The following is a 23,782-nucleotide window of genomic DNA, read 5'->3' as shown; positions in this document are numbered from 1 at the left end:
CTGTGCCTCAACCGAAGCCGATTCATCTACACGACTAAAGTCGCGAGTGTTCTCGGCTAGTTAATAAAGATGGAGGAGATTACATGTTAAGTATTGCTTATATTGGGAATGGGAAAAGTACCAATCGCTACCATGCACCGTTTGCTCAAAAAGTTGAAAACATTCAAATTAAAAAAATTTATGCTAGAAGTGAACCTACTTGGGATAAATTAAAGGATGTGGAATATGTTTCGGACACCGATTCAATTTGGACAGACGAAGAAATTGAACTTGTCGTAATTTCAACACCACCAACGAGCCATTATCAATTTGCTAAAGAAGCGTTATTGAATGGGAAAAATGTTTTAGTGGAAAAACCATTTTGCGAAACGACAGAAGAAGCACTCGAGCTTTTTACTTTGGCAGAAGAATCGAACCTAATGCTACAATGTTATCAAAATCGTCGCTTTGATTCTGATTTTTTAACAGTTCAAAAGGTGATTGAAAGTGGTGTCTTAGGTGATATTTTAGAGGTGGAAATGCATTTTGATTATTTCCGACCAGAAGTCCCTTTGAATACGCATCATTTTTCAAAACTTGATGGTTTCTTCTATTCACATGCTTGTCATACATTAGATCAAGTCTTATCTTATTTCGGTAAGCCGTTAAATACAACTTATGATGTTCGTCAATTATTAGGCGAGAATCGTTTGAACGACTATTTCGATTTGGATTTATTTTATCAAGATGGACTAAAAATTTCAGTGAAGTCTAGTTATTTTAGAATTAAAGAACGACCAAGTTTTGTTGTTTACGGTACAAAAGGTTGCTTTGTTAAACAGACCAAAGACCGTCAAGAAGAACATTTAAAATTATTCCATATGCCAACCAACTCTGATTTTGGCGTTGATTTACCGGAGCATTATGGTGTCTTAACATACATGGATGACGCAGGGCGTTATCATGAAGAAAAAGTTGTTTCTGAAATTGGTGATTATAGTCGTTTCTATGAAGCTTTATATCAAACGATTAAACACGGAGCACCACAATTGGTAACAAAAGAACAAACAATCACACAAATTGAGATTCTGAATGAAGGTATCGCACAGATGAATCAAAATATCAAATAAAAAAATGGCAAAACCTTTTGAGGATGAATATCCATCAGAAGGTTTTGCCATTCTTTGTGACTTAACGTATACTGTAGTAAGTAAATTTAACGCACCTTAAGGGAATCGAACCCCTGTCTTAAGAACCGGAATCTTACGTGATATCCACTACACTAAAGGTGCAACACCATATCAGATTATCAAACTTTCAGAATAATTACAAGGGGAATTTAAATGAAATTTCAACAGCAATTATCCCATAGTCAAAAACAAAATCAAACACAAAAACTGGCAATGACGCAGCAATTGCAACAATCGATTCAAGTTTTACAGTTTTCAAGTGAAGAATTACATGCTTTCATTGAAAATGAAGCGCTGGAAAACCCGCTATTGGGTGTCGAAGAATATGATTATCCAGTGAGTAATCATTCTACAGCCAGTGGTCCGGGAATGGAAAATGATTATTTTTCTCAAATTCCAGATAGCAGTCTCTCACTATTTGAATCACTAATCGAGCAGGTTCATTTAAATTATCGTGATACCTATTTAAGAAAACTCGTCTTATTTTTAGTCGAGTATATTGATTTAAATGGTTTTTTAACGATTTCGTTAGAAGAAGCAGTGGAGCAAACAGGCAGTACTGCGATTCAAATGCTTGATGCTTTAGTCTTGCTACAACAATTAGATCCGGCTGGTGTGGGTGCTCGTGATTTACAAGAAGCGCTCATGTTGCAAACGGAACGCGATGATAGTGCTCCAAATTTGGCTTATATCATTTTAGAAGAGTTTTTTGAAGAATTAGTCAATCGAAAATGGGAGGTCATTGCCAAACATTTTGGTATCCTTTTACAAGAAGTTCAAGTTGTCTTTGATTATTTACAACATTTAACGCCAACACCAGGAGCGGTTTTTGGAGATACTAAAGATTTATACATCGTACCGGATCTAACGCTTAAAGTTGATGGCGAGCAAATTGAACTCTTCTCAAATAAAAGAAGCGTGCCTAAAGTGATTTTCCAGCAAGCTTATTTTGAGCAGATGAAACAAAGTGGTGACCCAGAAGTTGCGGCATATTTAAAAGAAAAACAACAAAACTTCCAGACGCTTCAAAAAATGATTATTCAACGGGGAGACACGATTTATCGAGTGGGACAATTTATCGTTAACCACCAGAGAGAATTTTTCTTAAATAAAGAACGACCAATTAAACCATTAATCTTAAAAGAAGTCGCTGAAAGTCTAGATGTTCATGAATCAACCGTTAGTCGTGCGGTTAATGGTAAATATTTAGCCGTTGATTTTGGTGTTTTTGAATTAAAAACCTTCTTTAGTCACAAACTTGTTTCAAAAGCTGGCGAAGAAAGTTCAACGGATGATGTTAAACAACGTTTGAAAAAAATCGTTGATCAAGAGAATAAACAAAAGCCGTTATCCGACCAAAAGATTGTCGATTTGTTAAAAGAACAAGGGATTGAATTGTCTCGTAGAACAGTCGCTAAGTACCGAGAACAGTTGGGAATTCTAGGCTCTTCAAAGCGCAAGCGTTATGAGTAAGTGAGTGAATGAACAAGAAATTTATTTTTGTTCATTCACTCTTTTTTGTATTATTAGTTGCCAAAATAATTACATTATGCTAGAATCATGGGTGTGAGGGATAACAAAAATTCACAGAAATCTTTTTTTTACTCTATCTGGGTCGTGTTAGGTCTATATGGGACTAAAACAGTCCAAGGAGGGGTTATATGCTTGATGAACTTAAAATAATTGAATCGATAGCACCGGATATTTTTCAAACGGTTCAAGAACGGTATCGGATTTTACAAAATATTTATTGGATGCAGCCGGTTGGGCGTCGCGTCTTAGCTGATACACTGGATACTACCGAGCGCATCTTGCGAACAGAAACAGATTTGTTAAAAAAGTTAGAACTCATTGATACTTCTAAAAGTGGTATGAAGTTAACAACGAAAGGTGAACGTATTTATCATCAATTAGGACATTTAACCGATCAGTTGTTTGGAATGGATCGTTTAGAACGAGCCTTAGCCAATCACTTTGGTATCAGTCGTTGTTTAATTACACCAGGAAATAGCGATCAGCAAGAAAAAGTCATTGATGAATTAGGTTACCTATTATGGGACAGCTTAAATCAACAACTACCAAATGGCCGCAACGTTATTGCGGTGATGGGTGGGACAACAATGGCCAAGGTTGCTGAGAAAGTCTCCAATCTTGAAACGAGTCATCGACATAATTTGTTTGTCCCTGCCAGAGGCGGAATTGGCGAATCGGTTAAGGTTCAGGCCAACTCAGTTAGTGCCATGATGGCGATGCAATCAAGAGGTGATTATCGCTCACTCTATGTACCCGAACAGTTAAGTTCGACAACGTATGATTCACTTTTACAAGAACCTTCGATCTTAGAAGTACTCAACTTGATTAGTGAAGCGAATTGTGTTATTCATAGTATTGGAAGGGCCATTCATATGGCAGCTCGTCGAAAAATGACAGAAGAAGACTTAGTCATGCTTAAGCAAAAAAATGCTGTAGCAGAATCCTTTGGTTATTTTTTTAATGAGAATGGTGAAGTTGTTTATCGAATTCCACGCATCGGTTTAGATTTAAAGGATATTTTGAATATCCCTTATGTATTTGCTGTTGCAGGTGGAAGAAGCAAAGCAAAGGCCATTCACGCATACATGAAGAACGCACCAAAACAAACGTGGCTGATTACAGATGAAGCCGCAGCAAATGCGATTTTAAAAGGGGTCACCCTTTAAAAATAAAATTTTTATGATTTTCATAAGGAGGAAATCTTAAATGACAATTAAAGTAGGTATTAATGGATTTGGACGTATCGGACGCTTAGCTTTCCGTCGTATCCAAAATGTAGCAGGTATTGAGGTAGTTGCAATCAACGACTTGACCGATGCAAAAATGTTGGCTCATTTATTAAAATATGATACAACACAAGGCCGTTTCGATGGAACTGTTGAAGTTCACGAAGGATCTTTCAACGTAAATGGTAAAGAAGTAAAAGTTTTAGCTAACCGCAACCCTGAAGAATTACCATGGGGCGAATTAGGTGTAGATATCGTTTTAGAATGTACTGGATTCTTTACATCTAAAACAGCAGCTGAAAAACACTTAACAGCTGGTGCGAAACGTGTCGTTATCTCAGCTCCAGGTGGAGCCGATGTTCCAACAATCGTTTACAACGTTAACCATGACATCTTAACTGGTAAAGAAACAGTTATCTCAGGTGCTTCATGTACAACTAACTGTTTAGCTCCAATGGCTAAAGTATTAAACGACCAATTCGGAATCGTTGAAGGCTTAATGACAACAATCCATGCATACACTGGTGACCAAATGACTTTAGATGGACCACACCCTAAAGGTGACTTCCGTCGTGCTCGTGCAGCAGCGGCAAACATCGTCCCTAACTCAACAGGTGCAGCTAAAGCAATCGGTTTAGTAATCCCTGAGTTAAACGGTAAATTAGACGGATCAGCTCAACGTGTTCCTGTTGCAACTGGTTCATTAACTGAATTAGTAACAGTTCTAGATAAAACTGTTACTGCAGATGAAATCAATGCAGCGATGAAAGCAGCTTCTAATGAGTCATATGGCTACACTGAAGATGAAATCGTTTCTTCTGATATCGTTGGTATCACTAACGGTTCATTATTCGATGCAACTCAAACTCGTGTAATGACAGTAGGCGACAAACAGTTAGTTAAAACTGTTGCTTGGTACGATAACGAAATGTCTTATACAGCTCAATTAGTTCGTACTTTAGAGTACTTCGCTAATTTATAAGATTCTCGATCGAATCGAATAAATAATATTAAGCGGGGAAGCAGCGCGCTTCCTCGCTTTTTTAATGAATTTTACTTATCTAGGAGGCAATCACCAATGGCAAAGAAAACAGTCAAAGATATTGATTTAAAAGACAAAAAAGTCTTAGTACGCGTTGATTTTAACGTACCTTTGAAAGATGGCGTTATTACAGATGATACTCGTATCAAAGCTGCTTTACCAACAATCAAGTATGTTTTAGATAATGGTGGAAAAGCGATTTTATTTTCTCACTTAGGTCGTGTGAAAACAGAAGAAGATAAAGCAGGCAAATCTTTAGCACCAGTTGCAAAACGTTTAGGTGAATTATTAGGAAAAGAAGTTACTTTCGTTCCTGAAACTCGTGGCGAAGCATTAGAAGTTGCGGTTGCTAACTTAAAAGATGGCGAAGTTGTTGTCGTTGAAAACACTCGTTTCGAAGACATTGACGGGAAGAAGGAAAGTAAAAATGATCCAGAACTAGGTAAATATTGGGCATCATTGGGTGACATATTTGTTAATGATGCTTTTGGTACAGCTCACCGTGCACATGCTTCAAATGTAGGAATTGCTTCAACTGGTATTCCAACAGTTGCTGGATTCTTAATGGAAAAAGAAATCCAATTTATCGGTGATGCGATTGCAGAGCCAAAACGTCCAATGGTGGCAATTTTAGGCGGGGCAAAAGTTTCCGATAAAATTGGTGTGATTAAAAATTTAATTCCAGTTGCAGATAAAATCTTAATCGGTGGCGGAATGACGTATACATTCTACACAGCTAAAGGCATGACAATTGGTAATTCATTGGTTGAACTTGATAAAGTTGAATTGGCAAAAGAATTATTAGAAGAAGCTGGGGATAAAATTGTTCTAGGAGTCGATGTTATTGCAACTTCAGAATTTTCAAATGATACGCCAAGAGAAGTTATCTCAGGCAATATCCCTGATGGTTTAATGGCACTAGATATCGGTCCTGAAACAGTTAAATTGTTCAGTGGTATCTTACAAGATGCGAAAACAGTTATCTGGAATGGCCCAATGGGTGTGTTTGAGTTTTCAAACTTTGCAAATGGAACAATTGGCGTGTGTGAAGCAATTGCTAATTTAACAGATGCAACAACAATCATCGGCGGTGGCGATTCAGCAGCTGCAGCAGAACAATTAGGTTTTGCTGATAAATTCTCACACATTTCAACAGGTGGCGGCGCAAGCTTAGAGTTATTAGAAGGTAAAACATTACCTGGCTTAGCTGCAATCAACGATAAATAAAAGGAGTGTCAAATTCTATGCGTAAACCTATTATTGCAGGAAACTGGAAAATGAATAAAACATTAGCAGAAGCAGTTGATTTTGCTAAGGCAGTTAAAGGTGCAGTTCCATCAAACGATGTTGTTGATTCAGTAATCGGATCTCCAGCGTTATTCTTAGCTTCATTAGCTGAAGAATTAAAAGGCACAGACGTTAAAGTTGCTGCTCAAAATGCTTACTGGGAAAACACTGGTGCTTTTACTGGTGAAAATTCACCAGCGGCTATTGCTGATTTAGGCGTTCAATATGTTATTATTGGTCACTCTGAGCGTCGTGAATACTTCCACGAAACAGATGCAGACATTAATAAAAAAGCAAAAGCAATTTTTGCTAATGGTATGATTCCAATTCTTTGTTGTGGTGAGTCTTTAGAAACTTACGAAGACGGTAAAACAGCAGAATGGATTGAATCTCAAATTACAGCTGGTTTAGAAGGCCTAACAGATGGACAAGTTTCTAACTTGGTTATCGCTTACGAACCAATCTGGGCAATCGGTACTGGTAAATCTGCGGATGCAACAATTGCCGATGAAATTTGTGGCGTTGTTCGCCAAACAGTTGAAAAACTTTATGGTCAAACAGTAGCACAAGCAGTTCGAATTCAATACGGCGGTTCTGTGAAACCAGAAAACATTGCTGAGTACATGGCAAAAGAAAACGTCGATGGTGCATTAGTTGGTGGCGCAAGTTTAGAAGCGGCTTCTTTCTTAGCATTATTAGACGCTGTTAAATAAAAATTCGATTTTTATTTGCAGAAAACACGAAAATTCATTACAATAAAACTAATCAAAAGGTCAAGCAATTGGCTTTAAGATAAAACAATTTTAAAGGAGAGACATAACATGTCAATTATTACTGATATTTACGCTCGCGAAGTCTTAGACTCACGTGGAAACCCAACAATCGAAGTAGAAGTTTATACAGAATCAGGTGCGTTTGGTCGCGGAATGGTTCCTTCAGGAGCTTCAACAGGGGAACACGAAGCTGTTGAATTACGTGATGGCGTTAAAGACCGTTACTTAGGTAAAGGTGTAGAAAAAGCTGTTGAGAACGTAAATACAACAATTGCAGAAGCAATCGTAGGATACGATGTTCGCGATCAAATGGCTATCGATAAAGCTATGATTGAATTAGATGGAACTCCAAATAAAGGCAAATTAGGTGCAAACGCAATCTTAGGTGTTTCAATTGCTGTTGCTCGTGCAGCTGCGGACTACTTAGAAGTACCTTTATACCACTACTTAGGCGGATTCAATACTAAAGTATTACCTACGCCAATGATGAATATCATCAACGGTGGATCTCACTCAGATGCTCCAATCGCTTTCCAAGAATTCATGATTTTACCAGTTGGTGCGTCAACATTTAAAGAAGCTTTACGTTGGGGTGCTGAAGTATTCCACGCGTTAGCAAAAATCTTGAAATCTCGTGGATTAGAAACATCTGTTGGTGACGAAGGTGGATTCGCTCCTCGTTTTGAAGGTACTGAAGACGGTGTTGAAACAATCATGGAAGCAATCAAAGCAGCTGGTTTAGAACCAGGTAAAGATGTTTACTTAGGTTTTGACTGTGCATCATCTGAATTCTACGAAGACGGTATTTACAACTACGCTAAATTCGAAGGCGAAGGCGGAGCTAAACGCACTGCAGCTGAGCAAGTTGATTACTTAGAAGAATTAGTAAACAAATACCCAATCCTTTCTATTGAAGATGGTATGGATGAAAACGACTGGGATGGATGGAAATTACTTACTGAACGTTTAGGCGACAAAGTTCAATTAGTAGGTGACGATTTATTCGTTACAAACACTGAAATTTTAGCTCGTGGAATCAAAAATGATATTTCAAACTCAATCTTAATTAAAGTTAACCAAATCGGTACTTTAACTGAAACATTTGAAGCAATCGAAATGGCGAAAGAAGCTGGCTACACTGCAGTTGTTTCTCACCGTTCAGGCGAAACTGAAGATTCTACAATCGCAGACATCGCTGTTGCAACAAATGCTGGTCAAATCAAAACTGGTTCTTTATCACGTACTGATCGTATTGCTAAATACAACCAATTATTACGTATTGAAGACCAATTAGGTGAAGTAGCAGTCTACAAAGGTTTAGACGCTTTCTACAACTTAAAAAATAAATAATCACTGTCATTGACAGAAAACACTCTCTAGCTTGCTAGGGAGTGTTTTTTTTGTTCGCCCATGCTGGGCGAAACCTAACGGGTGAAAGTCCTGAGTGTGACCAATTAGCGGTAACCACATAGCCAAAAAAAAGGGTGTTCGTGGTGACAGTAGATAGAAGTCCAATATTACAAAGAAGTCTCGACAACTCCTATGGGAATCAACGAGGTCTCAAAAGTCTGGAAAATCGTTATAAAACTTTGCGTCAATTATCTTAATTGAACCGCCCTGTACCGAATGACTGTATGCACGGCGGTGTGAGAGGTCGGGAGTTAAATCACTCCCTTCTACTCGATTTATAAATGATTAATTCAATAGTAAATATTGCTGTTTGTCGTTTTATCACGAAATATTTTTTACTTTTATAAAAGAACTGTTCGCTTTTGTCTAAAAGAAATCCTGTAAAACTCTTTAAAAAGTATAAAAAATCGCTTATGATTGATTTATCTATTTTGATTATCTATGGAAGACTAACTCTCAATGATGATTTGTTTAATTGCTAAATGATAAAGTTATTTGAATTCAAAAATAGGTTTCCGTTGAGTGTTGAGTATGTAATATAGTAGAAAAACGATTAAAGAAGCTAGTAGAGTGAAAGAGGGAGTATATGTCAAATACATTTGTAACTAATAATTTTTCAGAGATAACATTTGGTAGAAAATCGGTTCGTCAATATGATGAAACGTATAAAATTACAAAGGAAGAAATGCTTGAAATGATTCAAGAAGCAACTACTGCTCCTTCATCGGTCAATTTACAACCTTGGCGTTTTGTTGTAGTAGAAAGTGAAGAGCAAAAAGCTAAGTTAAAGCCGTTCGTTCTTTTTAATACGCGACAAAATGATACTTCATCGGCTATGATTTTAATTTTTGGCGATCTACAATGTCAAGAATTAGCAGAAGAAATTTACAATCAGGCAGTAGAGGAAGGAAAAATGCCTCCAGATGTCAGGGATAAGCAACTTTCTTCAATTATTCCACTTTACAATAATTTATCTAGAGAAAAGATGAATGATGTCGTAAAAATTGATGCGAGTTTAGTCGCAATGCAACTGATGTTAGTTGCCCGCGCCCATGGTTATGAAACCAACCCGATTGGCGGATTCGAAGAAGATTTGTTGGCAGAGGCTTTTGGATTGGATAAAGAACGCTATGTACCGGTTATGATTCTTTCGATTGGTAAAGCCAAAGAAGTTGGTTATACGTCTGTGCGTTTATCAGCCGATAAAATTACAGATTTTAAATAAGGAAATTAAATACCCCCGTATTGTTCGAAAATTAAGAACGATACGGGGGGATGTTTATTTTTCAACCGGTGGTTATCAATGATTTTTTTACAGAAAGCTTATCTGCTTTAGTCAGAACACGTAAGACGCGACACGGGTTACCGACTGCGATGACATTGGCTGGGATATCTTTATTAACGAGACACTTTTCGCTCCGATAATACTACCTTTACCAGTGGTAACGCCAGGTGTAATCTTGACATCGCCGCCAAACCAAACATCATCTTCAATTAAAATAGGAAGTGTGACTTCTAAACCTGTCCGACGTTCAATCGGATCAAAAGCGTGATTGGCCGTATACATGCCACAGTTTGGGCCGATAAAGCAATGGTTACCGATTGTGATATTACCACCATCCATCAGATAAGCATTGCGATTAATAAATGAACCTTCACCAATTGTGGAATAAAGGCCATAGTCAGCCCAAATAGGATTCATAATAATAGCATTTGGCTTTTTATTTGAAAAAAGCTTGGCAAGTAACGGTTCACGTTCAGGACTATTCATTGGTAGTAAATTGATTTGGTGACATAAATCCATCGCAAGTTCACGTTCAGTAATTAATTCAGCATCGCCGTTTGGATCATACCATTCGCCATCGAAGCTTTTTTCTTTTTCAGTTTTCATGAGGAACCCCTTTCGACTCTCTTTCTTATTAATAGACTAGCGAAACAAAAGAATACTGTCAACGATTTCCGTGTTATAATGAAAACAATAAAAAGGGGTGGGGTTATGTTTCGAAAAGCAGCCAAAGAAGACGTTCCGGTTTTGGAGAAAATATTAACCGAGGCTTGGCGTCAGACGTATCAAAAGTTGTATACAACAGCCTATATTGAGCGAGTGATTGAGGAGTTTTATAATCCTACGCGGTTAATCGATGAAGTGACCCATTTTTCAAAAGATTGGTCTGGTTACTATGTTTATGAGGTCGAAGATAAGATTGTTGGTTGTATTGCTGGCGGCATTGAGGCAGAAGGTGTTGGGAGTGTCTATGTTCTATATCTTGATCCGACTGAAAAAAGAAAAGGGTATGGAAGTCAGTTATTAAATCACTTTACAATGATGCAAAAGAAAACGGAAGGGATTGGAACTCAAACGGTTAGTGTGGCAGAGAACAATCAAATGGGGCTGCCGTTTTACTATAAAATGGGTTTTATTGAAAAAATGAAACAAAAATCGCGAAGTTCCTTAGAAAATGAAGACTATCAGACGTTAATCTTGACTAGAGAAGTCTAAGTTTTTTTCGATTGAAAGCATGATTTTTGGTAGTCAAAGAATCAAACTTGTGCTAAAGTATGATTAGTGGATTCTATGGTCAAAGGAGGTTTTTTACATGTATAATTTTATTTTAGGTGCGGTTATTGTTATTTCAATTATTTTGATTATCACAATCATGTTGCAACCAAGTAAACAAAATAGTGCCGCAAGTGCATTTAGTGGCGGTGCGGACCAACTTTTTGGTAAACAAAAAGCGCGTGGATTTGAAGCCGTGATGCAAAGAACAACAGCTGTCTTAGGAGCGCTCTGGATGGTTTTACTTTTTGTACTTGTGTTATTATCATCAACTAATTAAAAATGAAGAACTTAGAATTGGGTAAGCGGTGAATGTGAAAGATTCCTTTGACATTGGTAGCGATAAATCTAAAACTGAGTTCTTTTTTTGTCGACAAAACTAGCTCGCAAGCGCATTTCAACTTCTTGTATGTTAGAATAGTTTATGAGGTGAAGAATGAATGCAACAATTACCAGAAAGCCTTTTCTTTGAAAAAGGACCACGAGCAGTTTTATTACTACACGCTTATACAGGAAGTTTCAACGACGTCAGAATGTTGGCTCGTCATTTAGAAAAAAATCAATATACGGTCTATGCGCCATTATTCTCAGGACATGGAACGCAAAATCCGGCGAATATTTTAGAACAAACACCTGAACAGTGGTGGCAAGATGCACAGGCAGCTTTAGCATTTTTAAAAGAAAAAGGTTATAAAGAAATTGCTGTTTTTGGTTTATCAATGGGTGGCGTTTATGCGACTCGTATTTTAGCGATAAATGATTCGGCAGTTATTGGTGGCGGGGCGTTTTGTTCTCCGCTTGTGAAACGAGAAAGTACGATTCATAAAAACTTTATGATTTACGCAAAACATGTTTTAAAAGAAAGTTGGAATGATGAAACGGAACAACAAATTTCAACGAACTCAGTAGCACAAATTGAGGCTATCGGTCGTTTTACGGAGGAGCTTACTCAGAAATTACCAACAATTACGCAACCAGTGTTCTTGGCACAAGCCGGAAAAGACGCGTTGATTGATCCACAAGTTGTATTTGAAGCGGCTCAGTTACTTAAACAAACGCGAGTGACTTTACAGTGGTACCCAGAAAGTGGTCATGTGATTACGGTAGGCGTCAGCCGCAAAGAATTAGAAAGAGATGTGCTCGATTTTACTGAAGGACTCTCTTGGAATGAGGAAAACAAATGAAAGAAACAATAAAATCAAAAGTTATTGATTTCATGGAGACGAGCAGTAAAAAAAGCTTTTCTTTAGAAGAAATCGCTGAAGGTTTAGGCTTACAAGCTGGAACTGACTTTAAGACGTTAGTCAAAACTATTGGCACAATGGAACAAGAAAAAAGTGTGATTTTTACCAAAAAAGGCAAAATTAAATTGCCGCAAAAACAAATTTTATTAGAAGGTACCTTCCGTCGTAATGAGCGTGGCTTTGGCTTTGTAACGATTGATCCAGAAGAAGATGATGTCTATATTCCAAAAGAACAGACTTTATTTGCTTTAGATGGGGACACGGTAGCGATTGATATTACGCATCCAGCTGACCCGTTTAAAGAAAAAGGCGCAGAAGGCAAGGTTATTGAAATTCGTCAACGCCAAACAACACAAATTGTTGGGGAATTTAGTTTATTTAGTGATGAAGAGATTCGTGAAACCCAGTTATACGGAGTTGTGATTCCTAAAGATAAAAAATTGAGTGGTTTCCGAGTTTTAGTGGCAGATGAAGGTGTTCGCCCGATGGATGGCAGTATAGTAATTGTTGAAATCACCCATTATCCTGAAGCAGAATATGGTATGACTTTTGAAGGTCTAGTGAAACAAGTCATTGGTTATAAAGATGAACCGGGAATGGATATTTTGTCAATCGTGATTGCAAATGGCATTCCAACGAAGTTTTCAGACGAAGTTTTAGCGCAAGCCAATGAGGTGCCAGATACGGTCGATCCTGCTGATTTTCCGAATCGTCGCAATTTAATTGGTCAAGAAATCGTCACGATTGATGGGGAAGATGCAAAAGATTTGGATGATGCAGTGACGGTCAAACGTTTAGCCAATGGTAATTATTTCTTAGGTGTTCATATTGCCGATGTTTCTTATTATGTGACCCAAGATAGTGCTTTAGATCAAGAAGCGTTTGAACGTGGTACAAGTGTTTATTTGACTGACCGTGTTATTCCGATGATTCCGCAACGTTTATCAAATGGGATTTGTTCGTTGAATCCAAACGTGCCCCGTTTAGCAATGAGTTGTGAAATGGAAATCGATGCAAATGGAACCGTTGTGAAGTATGATATTTTTGAAAGTATTATCCAAACAACCCAGCGTATGACATATACGGCGGTCAATGAAATTTTAGAAGAAGAAAAACCAGAGACACTTGTCAAATATGAAACATTGGTCCCAATGTTTCAAACAATGGCAGAGTTGCATCATTTATTAGAAGCGATGCGTAAACGCCGTGGTGCAGTTTCGTTTGAAGATAACGAAGCTAAAATTGTGGTTGATGAAGAAGGGCACCCGTTGGAAATTGTCTTTCGTGAGCGTGGAGTGGGGGAACGTTTAATTGAATCATTTATGCTAGCTGCCAATGAAACAGTCGCAAAACACTTCAATCAAAAGAAATTTCCGTTTATTTATCGAATTCATGAGGAACCCAAAGAAGAAAAAATGCGTCGTTTTATCGATTTTGCCTCAATTTTAGGTATTGTCGTAAAAAATACCAAAGGATCAGTTAATCCAAAGACACTCCAATCGATTGTAGAAGAAGTTTCGGGTCGAGCAGAATCACTTGTGTTAAATACGATGCTCTTAAGAAGTATGCAGCAAGCAAAATATTTAGAAGATAACTATGGACATTACGGTTTAGCTGCCGAGTACTATACGCACTTTACCTCACCGATTCGTCGTTATCCAGACTTAATTGTCCATCGTTTAATCCGTTCATATCAAAATAATTCATCTGACGAAAATCAAGCCTATTGGGCGGAAGAAATTCCTGAGATTGCTTTTCATAGTTCACAAATGGAACGTCGAGCTGTTACGACAGAACGTGAAGTTGACGCTTTGAAGAAAGCCGAATTTATGGCGGACCATGTGGGTGAAGAATTTGAAGGGGTCATTAGTTCGGTACTAAAATTTGGCTTCTTTGTTGAATTGCCGAATACAATCGAAGGTCTTATTCATATGAGTACCTTAAAACAAGATTATTTCCATTATTTTGAAAACCACTTAGCTTTAGTTGGTGAACGTACAGGAATAACTTTTAAAATAGGACAAAAAGTTCGAATCAAAGTCACGAAATCAGATCCAGAAACACGGGAAATTGATTTTGAACTACTGGATGCAGAACCAGTAGCGCCAATTGTTATGAAAGATCGTCAATCGAAAAAAACAAATTCTCGCCGAAACGAACGCGAAACAGTTCGGATGAATGAAGCAAAAGGAAAAAAAGACACAAAAAGCAAGAAAAAAGGCAAGAAAAAACCATTTTATATTTCTGCCGTTAAAAAGAATCGGAAAAAAACCGATAGAAAGAAATGAGGCTAGGAGGGATTATAGATGCCAAAAGGCAAAGGAAATGTCGTTGCACAAAACCGCAAGGCTAGTCATGATTATATTATTGTTGATACACTAGAAGCGGGAATTGTATTACAAGGAACAGAAATCAAATCGATTCGTAATAGTCGAATTAATTTAAAAGATGGCTTTATTCGAATTCGTAATGGTGAAGCTTTTTTATCGAATGTCCACATTAGTCCTTATGAACAAGGAAATATTTTTAATCATGACCCTTTACGTACGAGAAAACTTCTATTACATAAAAAACAAATTCACAAATGGGAAACGGAAGCAAAAAACGCAGGAATGACCATTGTCCCGTTGCGAGTCTATTTAAAAGACGGCTTTGCGAAAGTTCTAATTGGTCTCGCAAAAGGAAAGAAAGATTATGATAAGCGGGAATCATTAAAACGTAAAGATCAAGAGCGACAAATTCAACGGGTATTAAAAAATCGATAACAACAAGCTTTTAAGAACTTTTTTCAAGAAAATTTCTATGTTATTTTTATTCTAGCAAGCGAATTTTATTTTACTATTAATAAAATAATGCACATGTTGATTTACAATTAAAAATTTAAATGGATAGAGCTCGAAATTTTACTGAAAAGTTTTGAAATTTTCTCTAGTAAGTGCTATGATACGAGTTGTCATTATTGTATGAGAAAAAACGAACAAACTTTTTGTAGTCGTTGGGATTTTTAGAAAGAGGTGAAGAATTTTGGAAGAACGTTCACTCCTGTTTCAAATAGGACCTATTTGGTTTGATGGTACCCTTATTCTGATGACCCTACTTACGTGTATTATTATTTTTTCAGTTGTCTTTTTCTGCACAAGAAATTTACAGTTGAAACCTAAGGGCAAACAAAACTTTATCGAATATATTATTGATTTTGTTAGAGGGATATTAAGTAGCCAGCTGCCAAGTAGAGAAGTGAATAATTATCATTTATTAGGTTTTACCTTATTTTTATTTATTCTCATTTCAAATGAGATTGGGTTAGTTACCAAGTTGGTGACAGCCGACGGAATAAGCTTATGGAAGAGTCCAACGGCGGATCCGATTGTTACATTAGGATTAGCGATGATGGTGATTACCTTTACCCATTATATGGGTATCCAGCAACAAGGGTTTAAAGATTACTTACTGAACTCTTATTTAAGACCAGTTAGTTTCATTTTACCGATAAAGTTGTTAGAAGAATTTACGAATGTGATTAGTTTAGGCTTACGTCTTTACGGAAATATTTTTGCAGGGGAAGTTCTTTTAGGATTAATCGTTTCGATGGTCGGTGCTTTAGGGTGGATTGCCATACCACTAGCTATACCTTTAGAAATGGTTTGGATTGGTTTCTCCCTATTTATTGGAGGCATTCAAGCATACGTCTTTGTTACATTGACGATGGTGTTCTTAAGTCATAAAATCGCACCAGAGCATTAAAAATTTCTTAAACAATTATACTAGGAGGAAAAAATTATGAATTTTATCGCAGCAGGATTAGCAATTATCGGATCAGCACTAGGTGCAGCATACGGGAACTCAAAAGTAGTATCTAAAACATTGGAATCAATGGCTCGTCAACCGGAAATGGCTGGAGAGTTACGTTCAACAATGATTATCGGGATGGCTTTTATCGAAGCTGTGCCTATTCTAGGGGTTGTAGTTGCCTTACTTCTTGTTTTAAACTAATAACAAGAGACAAAGCAGAAGTGATTACTTTCAACAATCCTTCTGCTTTTTTTGAATCATAAAAAAAGAAAACACAATAGAGAATAGGAGTGTCTAGCAAATGCTAAATCACTTATTTTTATTAAATGCTGGTGGGCACCCAACGTTAATTAGTAGCGTGTTTGTTGTGACTGGTTCGTTTATCTTGTTATTATTGTTAATTAAACACTTTGCTTGGGGACAAATAACTGATATTTTCAAGCAGCGTGAAGAACGCATTAGCAATGATTTAGATTCCGCAGAACAATCACGTATTCGTGCAAATGCTCATGAAGTTGAAATCAAAGAACGCTTAGCGGCATCACAGAATGAAGCAATGGAAATTATTCAAGAAGCCAAAGAAATTGGAGAGTCAAACCGCCAAACAGTTTTATCTGAGACGAAAGAGGAAGTTGCGCGAATGAAAGCCAAAGCAGAAGAATTATTGGCTTATGAACGCGAAAAAGCTCTAGCAGAAGCCAAAGCTGAAGTAGTAAATCTTTCACTCCAAGTCGCAGAAAAAATCTTAAATAATGACTTATCGATGGACAATCAAACGGCTTTAATTGATCAATACATTGAAGGTTTAGGTTCGGACAATGAGCCAAAATAGCTATCAAGTTGCAAAACGATACGGCAAAGCTTTGTTTGAATTGGCGGAAGAAGAACAAGCGCTGGATGCCGTTTTTCATGATGTACAAGACTTACGAGAACAATTGAATAAGATTCCAGAATTGGTGTCATTTCTCAATCAGGCAGGTGTCGAGTGGTCAGCGAAAAAAGTTATCCTAGATGAATTGACAGAAGATTATCTAACAATTTCAAAAAGAGCCCTAGCAGTAATTGGTGAGAATCATCGTATGCCAGAATTAATTGTTATTTTAGAAGAATTTGAAAAACGCTTTAATGCGGCTAAAGGCATTGTTCAAGCACAAGTTACGACAGTGATTCCTTTAACGGAAACTCAAAGAGACCAACTCGTTCAAAAGCTAAAAACTCAATTTCATTGTAAGGTGATTCAATTAAAGGAAAAGATTGATCCGACAATTTTAGGTGGCGTAGTTGTTGAAGTGGGTCATCAAAGGTTAGATGGTAGTCTAAGAACACAATTAAACAATCTTAAAAAAGAATTGAGTCGCTAAGACAGAGTAGAAGAGGTGAAGCGGATGTCTATTAAATCAGAAAAAATTAGCGCTCTAATTAAAGAGCAAATTAAAAATTATCAAAATACCGTTTCAATAGAAGAAACAGGTACATTGACCTATGTTGGTGACGGAATTGCTCGTGCTCACGGTTTAGAAAATGCAATGAGTGGCGAATTACTTGAATTTTCAAATGGCGCTTTTGGTATGGCACAAAACTTGGAAGCCAATGATGTTGGGATTATCGTTTTAGGCGATTTTGAAACGATTCGTGAAGGCGATCAAGTCAAGCGAACAGGTAAAATCATGGAAGTACCGGTTGGTAATGCTTTAATTGGTCGCGTAGTTGATCCTTTAGGTCAAGCGATTGATGGGTTAGGTGAGATTGTAACGGATAGATTTCGTCCAATTGAGGCTGAAGCGCCAGGTGTTATGCAACGTCAATCCGTTTCAGAACCCATGCAAACCGGTTTAAAAGCCATTGATGCTTTAGTACCAATTGGTCGTGGTCAACGTGAATTAGTCATTGGTGACCGCAAGACAGGAAAAACAGCAATTGCGATTGATACGATTATTAACCAAAAAGGTCAAGATGTGGTTTGTATTTATGTGGCGATTGGCCAAAAAGATTCAACTGTAAGAACACAAGTTGAAACATTGCGGGAATACGGCGCATTAGATTACACTATTGTGGTTGCAGCGGGAGCTTCACAACCAGCACCACTGCTTTATATTGCACCATATGCAGGAATGGCAATGGCCGAAGAATTTATGTATCAAGGAAAACATGTGTTAATTGTCTTTGATGATTTATCAAAACAAGCGGTTGCTTACCGTGAGTTGTCCTTATTACTTCGTCGTCCACCAGGTCGTGAAGCTTATCCAGGGGATGTTTTCTATCTACATTCGCGTTTATTAGAGCGTGCAGCAAAGCTCAGTGAAGAACTTGGTGGCGGTTCAATTACGGCCCTACCATTTGTTGAGACACAAGCCGGAGATATTTCTGCTTATATCCCAACAAACGTTATTTCAATTACCGATGGGCAAATTTTCTTAGAGGGCGATTTATTTTATTCTGGAGTTAGACCAGCTGTGGCAGCTGGACTATCGGTTTCACGGGTAGGAGGATCTGCTCAGATTAAAGCAATGAAAAAAGTTGCTGGAACATTACGCCTTGATCTAGCAAGCTATCGTGAATTAGAAGCCTTTACGCAATTTGGTTCAGATTTAGATACTGCGACACAAGCGAAATTAAACCGTGGTCGTCGAACAGTTGAAATTTTAATTCAAAAGCTGCATTCACCATTAGCTGTTGAAAAACAAGTTGTCATTTTATATGCTTTAACACATGGCTTCTTAGATACGGTTCCAGTTAATCGTTTATTAGAGTTTGAAGCAGGTTTATTTGATTATATTGAAACGACAAATAACCAAATTTTTGAGACGATTCGTACAACAAAAGATTTACCGTCAGAAAAACTTTTAGATAACAGTATTAAAGCTTATATTGATTTATTTTTAGCAACAGGTGAGGATGCAGGTTCAACACAAGCTAAACTAGCTGCCTTAGAAAATGCGTAAAAGAGGTGAACGTTAATGGGGGCATCACTTAACGAAATTAAGCAACGAATTGTTTCGACAAAAAAAACGAGTCAAATTACTCGAGCAATGCAAATGGTTTCTGCTTCGAAATTAACAAAATCAGAAGCCAATGCAAATAGCTTTCAGATTTATGCGACAAAAGTTCGCGAATTGGTCACCCATGTTTCGGCTAGTTTGCCAGACGATATTTTAAAAACATTGAGTGAACCAGATGCGGGTGAAATTAATTATAAAAGTATGTTGATTCATCGTCCAGTTAAAAGGACTGCGTATATCGTTATTACGTCTGATGGTGGCTTAGTTGGAGGCTACAATAGTGCGATTTTAAAACAAATCATGACTATTTTAGAAGAAGACCATCAATCCCCAGATGAATACGTAATGTTAGCGATTGGTGGTACTGGTGCTGATTTCTTTAAAACAAGAGGGATTAATGTAGCGTATGAATTACGACACCTATCAGACCAACCGAGTTTTGAAGAAGTCCGTAAAATTGTCTCATTGACGACATCAATGTTTCAAAATGAAGTTTTTGATGAATTGTACGTTTGTTACAACCATCATGTCAATTCATTGACTAGTCAATTCCGTGTGGAGCGTATGCTACCGATTACGGATATTAACCATGATGAAGCCGTTGAATACGAACAAGAATATATATTTGAGCCGTCAAAAGAAGTGATTTTGAAGCAATTGTTACCACAGTATGCCGAAAGTTTAATCTATGGTGCCATTGTTGATGCCAAAACCGCTGAACATGCGGCAGGGATGACGGCAATGAAAACAGCGACAGATAATGCGAAAACAATCATAGATGATTTAACAATCTCGTATAATCGAGCGCGTCAAAGTGCGATTACTCAAGAGATTACCGAAATTGTTGGAGGCGCAGCTGCCCTCGAGTAATTTCATTGATGAATGGAGGAAAATGAATGAGTTCAGGCAAGATTTTACAAGTCGTAGGTCCCGTTGTTGACGTGGAATTCTCATTAGACGAATCCTTACCAGATATAAATGATGCTTTAATTGTTTATAAAAGTAACGGACAAAAATCTAAAATTGTATTAGAAACTACGCTAGAACTAGGTGATGGCGTGGTCCGTACGATTGCCATGCAGTCAACTGACGGTTTGCAACGTGGAATGGAAGTCGTTAATACAGGGCAATCAATTTCCGTTCCTGTTGGTAAGGAAACCCTTGGTCGTGTTTTTAACGTTTTAGGGGAGACGATTGATTTAAACGAGAAATTTCCTGAAGATGCCAAACGTGAAGGGATTCATAAAAATGCCCCGAAATTTGAAGATTTAAGTACAAGTACGGAAATACTTGAAACAGGGATTAAAGTAATTGATTTATTAGCACCCTACTTAAAAGGCGGGAAAGTTGGGCTCTTTGGTGGAGCGGGTGTAGGTAAGACCGTTTTAATTCAAGAGCTTATTCATAACATTGCTCAAGAACATGGTGGAATTTCTGTTTTCACAGGTGTCGGCGAACGGACGCGGGAAGGAAATGACCTTTATTTTGAAATGAAAGATTCTGGTGTTATTGAAAAGACAGCGATGGTCTTTGGTCAAATGAATGAGCCACCAGGTGCACGGATGCGTGTGGCGCTAACAGGATTAACGATTGCTGAGTATTTCCGTGATGAAGAAGGTCAAGATGTGCTATTATTTATCGACAATATTTTCCGCTTTACTCAAGCCGGTTCAGAAGTTTCGGCTTTACTAGGTCGGATGCCATCTGCGGTTGGTTATCAACCGACATTAGCCACAGAAATGGGACAATTACAAGAACGAATTACTTCAACCAAAAAAGGTTCGATTACATCAATCCAAGCGATCTATGTACCAGCCGATGACTATACCGATCCGGCACCAGCAACAGCTTTCGCCCACTTGGATGCGACAACTAACTTAGAGCGTAAATTGACTGAGCAAGGGATTTATCCTGCGGTTGATCCACTGGCATCTTCGTCAAGTGCCTTAGCCCCGGAAATCGTTGGTGAGGAGCACTATCAAGTCGCAACAGAAGTTCAAAGAACCTTGCAACGCTATCGTGAGTTACAAGATATTATTGCAATTTTAGGAATGGATGAATTGTCTGATCAAGAAAAAGTTGTGGTTTCACGAGCACGTAGAATCCAATTCTTTTTATCACAAAACTTTAACGTGGCCGAGCAATTTACTGGGCAACCAGGTTCTTACGTTCCAGTTAAAGAAACGATTCGTGGCTTTAAAGAAATTTTAGCAGGGACTTATGATCATTTACCTGAAGATGCCTTTCGAAATGTTGGCCCAATTGAAGATGTCGTTGAAAAGGCTAAAAAATTAGGTTACTAGAAAGAGGTGCCCAATGACTAAAACATTAGAAGTTCATGTGATTACACCACAAGGGATTGTCTATGAACATCATGCCACGATGGTTGTTGCCAGAACGCCAGATGGTGATTTAGGAATTTTACCTCGTCACGCACCAATAATTGCGCCTTTGATGATCGATGAAGTTCGGATCAATCGGATTGATTCAAAAGAACATGTCGATTGGATTGCAGTTAATGGTGGTGTCTTTGAAGTTCGTGATGATGTGGTGACGATTATTGCCGATAGTGCGGAACGAGAAAGAGACATTGACGTTCCCCGAGCGGAGCGTGCAAAACGTCGTGCAGAAAAAATGATTGCTGAAGCAAAAGCGCATTCGGATGTTGATGAATTACGTCGAGCAACGGTTGCCTTACATCGCGCAATTAACCGAATCAAAGTTTCGAAACATATATAATAATTAAGCAAAGGGGATGTGACGAAGGTTGCGTCCTCTTGTTTGCTTTTTTACCTGTATTTAAAATTGTGGTATGATAGAAAAAGCAAAAGCATTAGAGAGGGGATTTTACATGCAAGTTTATGGCATCGATGTGATTATTCGTATCGCTACTCATTTTATTTTTATCTATCTTGCATTTTGGTCATTAAAATCTTTACGATTGGAAATGTTATTTAAACCACAAAATACAACGCAAATCCGAATGGTAATCGCATTACTTTCAATTGGAATGGGTTATTTATCTAGTACATTCTTTTTAGAGTTAATGGTACTTGGTAAAAATTTATTTATTGTGGGTTTCTAGACTAAACCAATGTTTCACATTCTAATTGCAAATGTGGTATAATGAAAAAGATTTTTAAGAAATGTAGTTATCGTTTCTATTTGGAGGGAACAAGATGGAAGAGATTATCGTTCAAAGTGGTAATCAATTACAAGGTTCAGTTAAAATTGAAGGGGCAAAAAATGCAGTATTACCAATTTTAGCAGCAACTCTATTAGCAGAAGAAGGAACAACCGTTTTAACAAATGTTCCAATTTTATCTGATGTCATTACAATGAACCAAGTGATTCACTACTTAAATGCCGATGTACAATTTGAACAAGAAACTAATACCGTAACAATAAATGCTGAAAAGCCGTTAGAAATTGAAGCACCTTATGAATATGTAAGTGAGATGCGCGCATCAATTGTTGTTATGGGGCCTTTGTTGGCTCGTAATGGTCACGCTAAAGTCGCTATGCCAGGTGGTTGTGCGATTGGTAAAAGACCAATTGATTTACATTTAAAAGGTTTTCAAGCGCTGGGTGCAAAAATCATTCAAAAGGATGGTTACATTGAGGCGATTGCTGATGAATTAATTGGCAATAATATATACCTCGATTTTCCAAGTGTAGGTGCAACACAAAATATTATGATGGCAGCTGTAAAAGCAAAGGGCATCACTGTGATTGATAACGTGGCGCGCGAACCGGAAATTGTTGATTTAGCGAACGTTCTAAATAAAATGGGCGCAAAAATTCATGGTGCTGGAACTGAAACGATGCGTATTGAAGGGGTGGAACAATTAGTAGGTGTGAACCACAGTATTGTCCAAGATCGTATCGAAGCAGGAACATTTATGGTTGCCGCAGCGATGACGCAAGGCAATGTTTTGATAGAAGAAGGTATTATGGAACACAATCGACCACTGATTTCAAAATTAATTGAAATGGGTGCGGAGATTACTGAGGAACCAACTGGTATTCGTGTGATTGGGCCTAAAGTAATCAAACCAACAGATATCAAAACACTTCCTCATCCTGGATTTCCAACGGATATGCAAGCGCAAGTAACAGCGATTCAAGCATTAGCTCAAGGTGTTAACATGGTAAATGAAACAGTCTTTGAGAATCGTTTCCAACATTTAGAGGAAATGCGACGAATGAATGTCAATGTTAAGATTGAAGGAAATATCGCGATTATTGAAGGAAATGATGCTGTTCAAGGTACAGTTGTTCATGCGACTGATTTACGTGCAGCAGCAGCATTAATTTTAATCGGATTGCGTGCGACTGGTGTAACTCGTGTTCGGAATTTACATTATTTAGATCGTGGCTATTATAAGTTCCATGAAAAATTACAAAAATTAGGCGCAAATGTTGAACGCGTTTCAAGCGAACCGTCTAAAGCAAAAGAACTTCAACCAGTTATCGGATAAGGAAGGATCAGATGAAAACATCACACTACATTATTTACACAGTTTTTAAAATATTAGCGGTGATACTCATCGCGATTCTATTACTCATCATCGGTTTAATGATTGGTTATGGCGTTATTGGAGATGGTTCTCCGACAGATATTTTTAAAATTGATATTTGGGAGCAATTATCACGCTTTATTAAATAAGAACATGTAAAAGGAGGCTGACCCAAAAGTCTCTTGAATAAATTAAAAGGAAGAAAATCTTTTTTCGATTTTCTTCCTTTT

25 protein-coding genes and 1 tRNA gene are annotated in these 23,782 nt (G+C 37.7%); 24 read left to right on the top strand and 2 right to left on the bottom strand.

The window, feature by feature from the left end; translation table 11 throughout:
* Window positions 1-83 precede the first annotated feature (83 nt).
* Window positions 84-1,109 carry a Gfo/Idh/MocA family oxidoreductase gene (locus ACFO3L_RS07900; protein WP_379965654.1) on the top strand — a complete coding sequence of 342 codons (1,026 nt, stop codon included), beginning with the start codon at window positions 84-86 and terminating at the stop codon, window positions 1,107-1,109.
* Window positions 1,110-1,199: 90 nt separating this feature from the next.
* On the opposite strand, the gene ACFO3L_RS07895 is transcribed toward ACFO3L_RS07900, so the two are convergent.
* Window positions 1,200-1,271: transfer RNA gene (locus tag ACFO3L_RS07895), tRNA-Arg, on the bottom strand.
* Between the two features lie 51 nt (window positions 1,272-1,322).
* Here ACFO3L_RS07895 and rpoN point away from each other — a divergent pair.
* From rpoN to ACFO3L_RS07860, 7 genes are all read left to right on the top strand, one after another.
* Complete coding sequence (gene rpoN / locus ACFO3L_RS07890) at window positions 1,323-2,642, top strand: RNA polymerase factor sigma-54 (RefSeq protein ID WP_379965651.1); 1,320 nt, start codon at window positions 1,323-1,325, stop codon at window positions 2,640-2,642.
* A 188-nt stretch (window positions 2,643-2,830) separates the two neighbouring features.
* Window positions 2,831-3,868 carry a sugar-binding transcriptional regulator gene (locus tag ACFO3L_RS07885; RefSeq protein WP_379965648.1) on the top strand — a complete coding sequence of 346 codons (1,038 nt, stop codon included), beginning with the start codon at window positions 2,831-2,833 and terminating at the stop codon, window positions 3,866-3,868.
* A gap of 40 nt (window positions 3,869-3,908) precedes the next feature.
* A complete protein-coding gene (gap, locus tag ACFO3L_RS07880) occupies window positions 3,909-4,910 on the top strand; it encodes a type I glyceraldehyde-3-phosphate dehydrogenase (RefSeq protein WP_379965645.1) in 1,002 nt (333 codons plus the stop codon).
* A 96-nt stretch (window positions 4,911-5,006) separates the two neighbouring features.
* Window positions 5,007-6,197, top strand: coding sequence for a phosphoglycerate kinase (locus ACFO3L_RS07875; protein ID WP_379965642.1), 1,191 nt, complete (start codon window positions 5,007-5,009; stop codon window positions 6,195-6,197).
* Between the two features lie 17 nt (window positions 6,198-6,214).
* Complete coding sequence (gene tpiA, locus ACFO3L_RS07870; RefSeq protein ID WP_379965639.1) at window positions 6,215-6,970, top strand: triose-phosphate isomerase; 756 nt, start codon at window positions 6,215-6,217, stop codon at window positions 6,968-6,970.
* 108 nt (window positions 6,971-7,078) lie between these two features.
* Window positions 7,079-8,380: a phosphopyruvate hydratase gene (gene eno, locus ACFO3L_RS07865; protein WP_379965636.1), complete on the top strand. Its 1,302-nt coding sequence runs from the start codon at window positions 7,079-7,081 to the stop codon at window positions 8,378-8,380.
* Between the two features lie 646 nt (window positions 8,381-9,026).
* Window positions 9,027-9,665 carry a nitroreductase family protein gene (locus tag ACFO3L_RS07860; protein WP_379965633.1) on the top strand — a complete coding sequence of 213 codons (639 nt, stop codon included), beginning with the start codon at window positions 9,027-9,029 and terminating at the stop codon, window positions 9,663-9,665.
* A gap of 111 nt (window positions 9,666-9,776) precedes the next feature.
* Here the strand turns inward: ACFO3L_RS07860 and ACFO3L_RS07855 are convergent, their stop codons facing one another.
* Window positions 9,777-10,331, bottom strand: coding sequence for a sugar O-acetyltransferase (locus tag ACFO3L_RS07855; protein WP_379965630.1), 555 nt, complete (start codon window positions 10,329-10,331; stop codon window positions 9,777-9,779).
* Window positions 10,332-10,436: 105 nt separating this feature from the next.
* Here ACFO3L_RS07855 and ACFO3L_RS07850 point away from each other — a divergent pair, with 105 nt between their 5' ends.
* From ACFO3L_RS07850 to ACFO3L_RS07775, 16 genes are all read left to right on the top strand, one after another.
* Window positions 10,437-10,940, top strand: a complete 504-nt coding sequence (locus tag ACFO3L_RS07850; RefSeq protein ID WP_379965627.1) for a GNAT family N-acetyltransferase — start codon at window positions 10,437-10,439, stop codon at window positions 10,938-10,940.
* Window positions 10,941-11,037: 97 nt separating this feature from the next.
* Window positions 11,038-11,277, top strand: coding sequence for a preprotein translocase subunit SecG (gene secG / locus ACFO3L_RS07845; RefSeq protein WP_379965624.1), 240 nt, complete (start codon window positions 11,038-11,040; stop codon window positions 11,275-11,277).
* Between the two features lie 160 nt (window positions 11,278-11,437).
* The gene (locus ACFO3L_RS07840) at window positions 11,438-12,181 is read left to right on the top strand and encodes an alpha/beta hydrolase (protein ID WP_379965621.1); all 744 of its coding nucleotides are present in this window, start codon (window positions 11,438-11,440) and stop codon (window positions 12,179-12,181) included.
* Entirely contained in the window at window positions 12,178-14,529 is a 2,352-nt protein-coding gene (gene rnr / locus ACFO3L_RS07835) for a ribonuclease R (protein WP_379965618.1), read from the top strand. The genes ACFO3L_RS07840 and rnr overlap by 4 nt, the downstream gene beginning before the upstream one ends.
* A gap of 18 nt (window positions 14,530-14,547) precedes the next feature.
* On the top strand, window positions 14,548-15,006 hold the full coding sequence (gene smpB / locus ACFO3L_RS07830) for an SsrA-binding protein SmpB (protein ID WP_379965615.1): 459 nt from the start codon (window positions 14,548-14,550) through the stop codon (window positions 15,004-15,006).
* Window positions 15,007-15,265: 259 nt separating this feature from the next.
* Complete coding sequence (gene atpB / locus ACFO3L_RS07825) at window positions 15,266-15,985, top strand: F0F1 ATP synthase subunit A (protein WP_379965612.1); 720 nt, start codon at window positions 15,266-15,268, stop codon at window positions 15,983-15,985.
* A gap of 36 nt (window positions 15,986-16,021) precedes the next feature.
* Window positions 16,022-16,234, top strand: coding sequence for an ATP synthase F0 subunit C (atpE, locus tag ACFO3L_RS07820; RefSeq protein WP_379965609.1), 213 nt, complete (start codon window positions 16,022-16,024; stop codon window positions 16,232-16,234).
* Between the two features lie 100 nt (window positions 16,235-16,334).
* Window positions 16,335-16,865 carry a F0F1 ATP synthase subunit B gene (gene atpF / locus ACFO3L_RS07815; RefSeq protein WP_379965606.1) on the top strand — a complete coding sequence of 177 codons (531 nt, stop codon included), beginning with the start codon at window positions 16,335-16,337 and terminating at the stop codon, window positions 16,863-16,865.
* A complete protein-coding gene (gene atpH, locus ACFO3L_RS07810; RefSeq protein ID WP_379965603.1) occupies window positions 16,852-17,394 on the top strand; it encodes an ATP synthase F1 subunit delta in 543 nt (180 codons plus the stop codon). Before atpF ends, atpH begins: the two co-directional genes overlap by 14 nt.
* A 24-nt stretch (window positions 17,395-17,418) precedes the next feature.
* Window positions 17,419-18,975: a F0F1 ATP synthase subunit alpha gene (atpA, locus tag ACFO3L_RS07805; RefSeq protein ID WP_379965600.1), complete on the top strand. Its 1,557-nt coding sequence runs from the start codon at window positions 17,419-17,421 to the stop codon at window positions 18,973-18,975.
* Window positions 18,976-18,990: 15 nt separating this feature from the next.
* On the top strand, window positions 18,991-19,902 hold the full coding sequence (locus ACFO3L_RS07800; RefSeq protein ID WP_379965597.1) for a F0F1 ATP synthase subunit gamma: 912 nt from the start codon (window positions 18,991-18,993) through the stop codon (window positions 19,900-19,902).
* A gap of 26 nt (window positions 19,903-19,928) precedes the next feature.
* Window positions 19,929-21,335 (top strand): F0F1 ATP synthase subunit beta, encoded by a 1,407-nt coding sequence (gene atpD / locus ACFO3L_RS07795; protein ID WP_379965594.1) that lies wholly within the window; start codon window positions 19,929-19,931, stop codon window positions 21,333-21,335.
* 13 nt (window positions 21,336-21,348) lie between these two features.
* Window positions 21,349-21,771 carry a F0F1 ATP synthase subunit epsilon gene (locus ACFO3L_RS07790; protein ID WP_379965591.1) on the top strand — a complete coding sequence of 141 codons (423 nt, stop codon included), beginning with the start codon at window positions 21,349-21,351 and terminating at the stop codon, window positions 21,769-21,771.
* Between the two features lie 112 nt (window positions 21,772-21,883).
* Window positions 21,884-22,117 (top strand): DUF1146 family protein, encoded by a 234-nt coding sequence (locus ACFO3L_RS07785; RefSeq protein WP_379965588.1) that lies wholly within the window; start codon window positions 21,884-21,886, stop codon window positions 22,115-22,117.
* A gap of 94 nt (window positions 22,118-22,211) precedes the next feature.
* The gene (gene murA / locus ACFO3L_RS07780; RefSeq protein ID WP_379965586.1) at window positions 22,212-23,513 is read left to right on the top strand and encodes a UDP-N-acetylglucosamine 1-carboxyvinyltransferase; all 1,302 of its coding nucleotides are present in this window, start codon (window positions 22,212-22,214) and stop codon (window positions 23,511-23,513) included.
* 11 nt (window positions 23,514-23,524) lie between these two features.
* Window positions 23,525-23,701 carry a DNA-directed RNA polymerase subunit beta gene (locus ACFO3L_RS07775; RefSeq protein WP_379965583.1) on the top strand — a complete coding sequence of 59 codons (177 nt, stop codon included), beginning with the start codon at window positions 23,525-23,527 and terminating at the stop codon, window positions 23,699-23,701.
* The last annotated feature ends 81 nt before the right edge of the window (window positions 23,702-23,782 follow it).

The sequence above is a fragment of the Enterococcus eurekensis genome (genome assembly GCF_042654605.1).
Classification (GTDB): domain Bacteria; phylum Bacillota; class Bacilli; order Lactobacillales; family Enterococcaceae; genus Enterococcus_I; species Enterococcus_I eurekensis.
This window is presented reverse-complemented; position numbering and strand designations above follow the sequence as displayed.

Bases quoted from the DNA above. Each gene is read 5' to 3' on its own strand.
- rpoN (WP_379965651.1), top strand. From the start codon at position 1,323: ATGAAATTTCAACAGCAATTATCCCATAGTCAAAAACAAAATCAAACA.
- smpB (WP_379965615.1), top strand. From the start codon at position 14,548: ATGCCAAAAGGCAAAGGAAATGTCGTTGCACAAAACCGCAAGGCTAGT.
- atpE (WP_379965609.1), top strand. From the start codon at position 16,022: ATGAATTTTATCGCAGCAGGATTAGCAATTATCGGATCAGCACTAGGT.
- murA (WP_379965586.1), top strand. From the start codon at position 22,212: ATGGAAGAGATTATCGTTCAAAGTGGTAATCAATTACAAGGTTCAGTT.
- ACFO3L_RS07855 (WP_379965630.1), bottom strand. From the start codon at position 10,331: ATGAAAACTGAAAAAGAAAAAAGCTTCGATGGCGAATGGTATGATCCA.
- ACFO3L_RS07785 (WP_379965588.1), top strand. From the start codon at position 21,884: ATGCAAGTTTATGGCATCGATGTGATTATTCGTATCGCTACTCATTTT.
- ACFO3L_RS07790 (WP_379965591.1), top strand. From the start codon at position 21,349: ATGACTAAAACATTAGAAGTTCATGTGATTACACCACAAGGGATTGTC.
- ACFO3L_RS07800 (WP_379965597.1), top strand. From the start codon at position 18,991: ATGGGGGCATCACTTAACGAAATTAAGCAACGAATTGTTTCGACAAAA.
- atpA (WP_379965600.1), top strand. From the start codon at position 17,419: ATGTCTATTAAATCAGAAAAAATTAGCGCTCTAATTAAAGAGCAAATT.
- atpD (WP_379965594.1), top strand. From the start codon at position 19,929: ATGAGTTCAGGCAAGATTTTACAAGTCGTAGGTCCCGTTGTTGACGTG.
- atpF (WP_379965606.1), top strand. From the start codon at position 16,335: ATGCTAAATCACTTATTTTTATTAAATGCTGGTGGGCACCCAACGTTA.
- atpH (WP_379965603.1), top strand. From the start codon at position 16,852: ATGAGCCAAAATAGCTATCAAGTTGCAAAACGATACGGCAAAGCTTTG.
- tpiA (WP_379965639.1), top strand. From the start codon at position 6,215: ATGCGTAAACCTATTATTGCAGGAAACTGGAAAATGAATAAAACATTA.
- ACFO3L_RS07885 (WP_379965648.1), top strand. From the start codon at position 2,831: ATGCTTGATGAACTTAAAATAATTGAATCGATAGCACCGGATATTTTT.
- ACFO3L_RS07850 (WP_379965627.1), top strand. From the start codon at position 10,437: ATGTTTCGAAAAGCAGCCAAAGAAGACGTTCCGGTTTTGGAGAAAATA.
- ACFO3L_RS07775 (WP_379965583.1), top strand. From the start codon at position 23,525: ATGAAAACATCACACTACATTATTTACACAGTTTTTAAAATATTAGCG.
- ACFO3L_RS07900 (WP_379965654.1), top strand. From the start codon at position 84: ATGTTAAGTATTGCTTATATTGGGAATGGGAAAAGTACCAATCGCTAC.
- eno (WP_379965636.1), top strand. From the start codon at position 7,079: ATGTCAATTATTACTGATATTTACGCTCGCGAAGTCTTAGACTCACGT.
- gap (WP_379965645.1), top strand. From the start codon at position 3,909: ATGACAATTAAAGTAGGTATTAATGGATTTGGACGTATCGGACGCTTA.
- ACFO3L_RS07875 (WP_379965642.1), top strand. From the start codon at position 5,007: ATGGCAAAGAAAACAGTCAAAGATATTGATTTAAAAGACAAAAAAGTC.
- secG (WP_379965624.1), top strand. From the start codon at position 11,038: ATGTATAATTTTATTTTAGGTGCGGTTATTGTTATTTCAATTATTTTG.
- ACFO3L_RS07860 (WP_379965633.1), top strand. From the start codon at position 9,027: ATGTCAAATACATTTGTAACTAATAATTTTTCAGAGATAACATTTGGT.
- rnr (WP_379965618.1), top strand. From the start codon at position 12,178: ATGAAAGAAACAATAAAATCAAAAGTTATTGATTTCATGGAGACGAGC.
- ACFO3L_RS07840 (WP_379965621.1), top strand. From the start codon at position 11,438: ATGCAACAATTACCAGAAAGCCTTTTCTTTGAAAAAGGACCACGAGCA.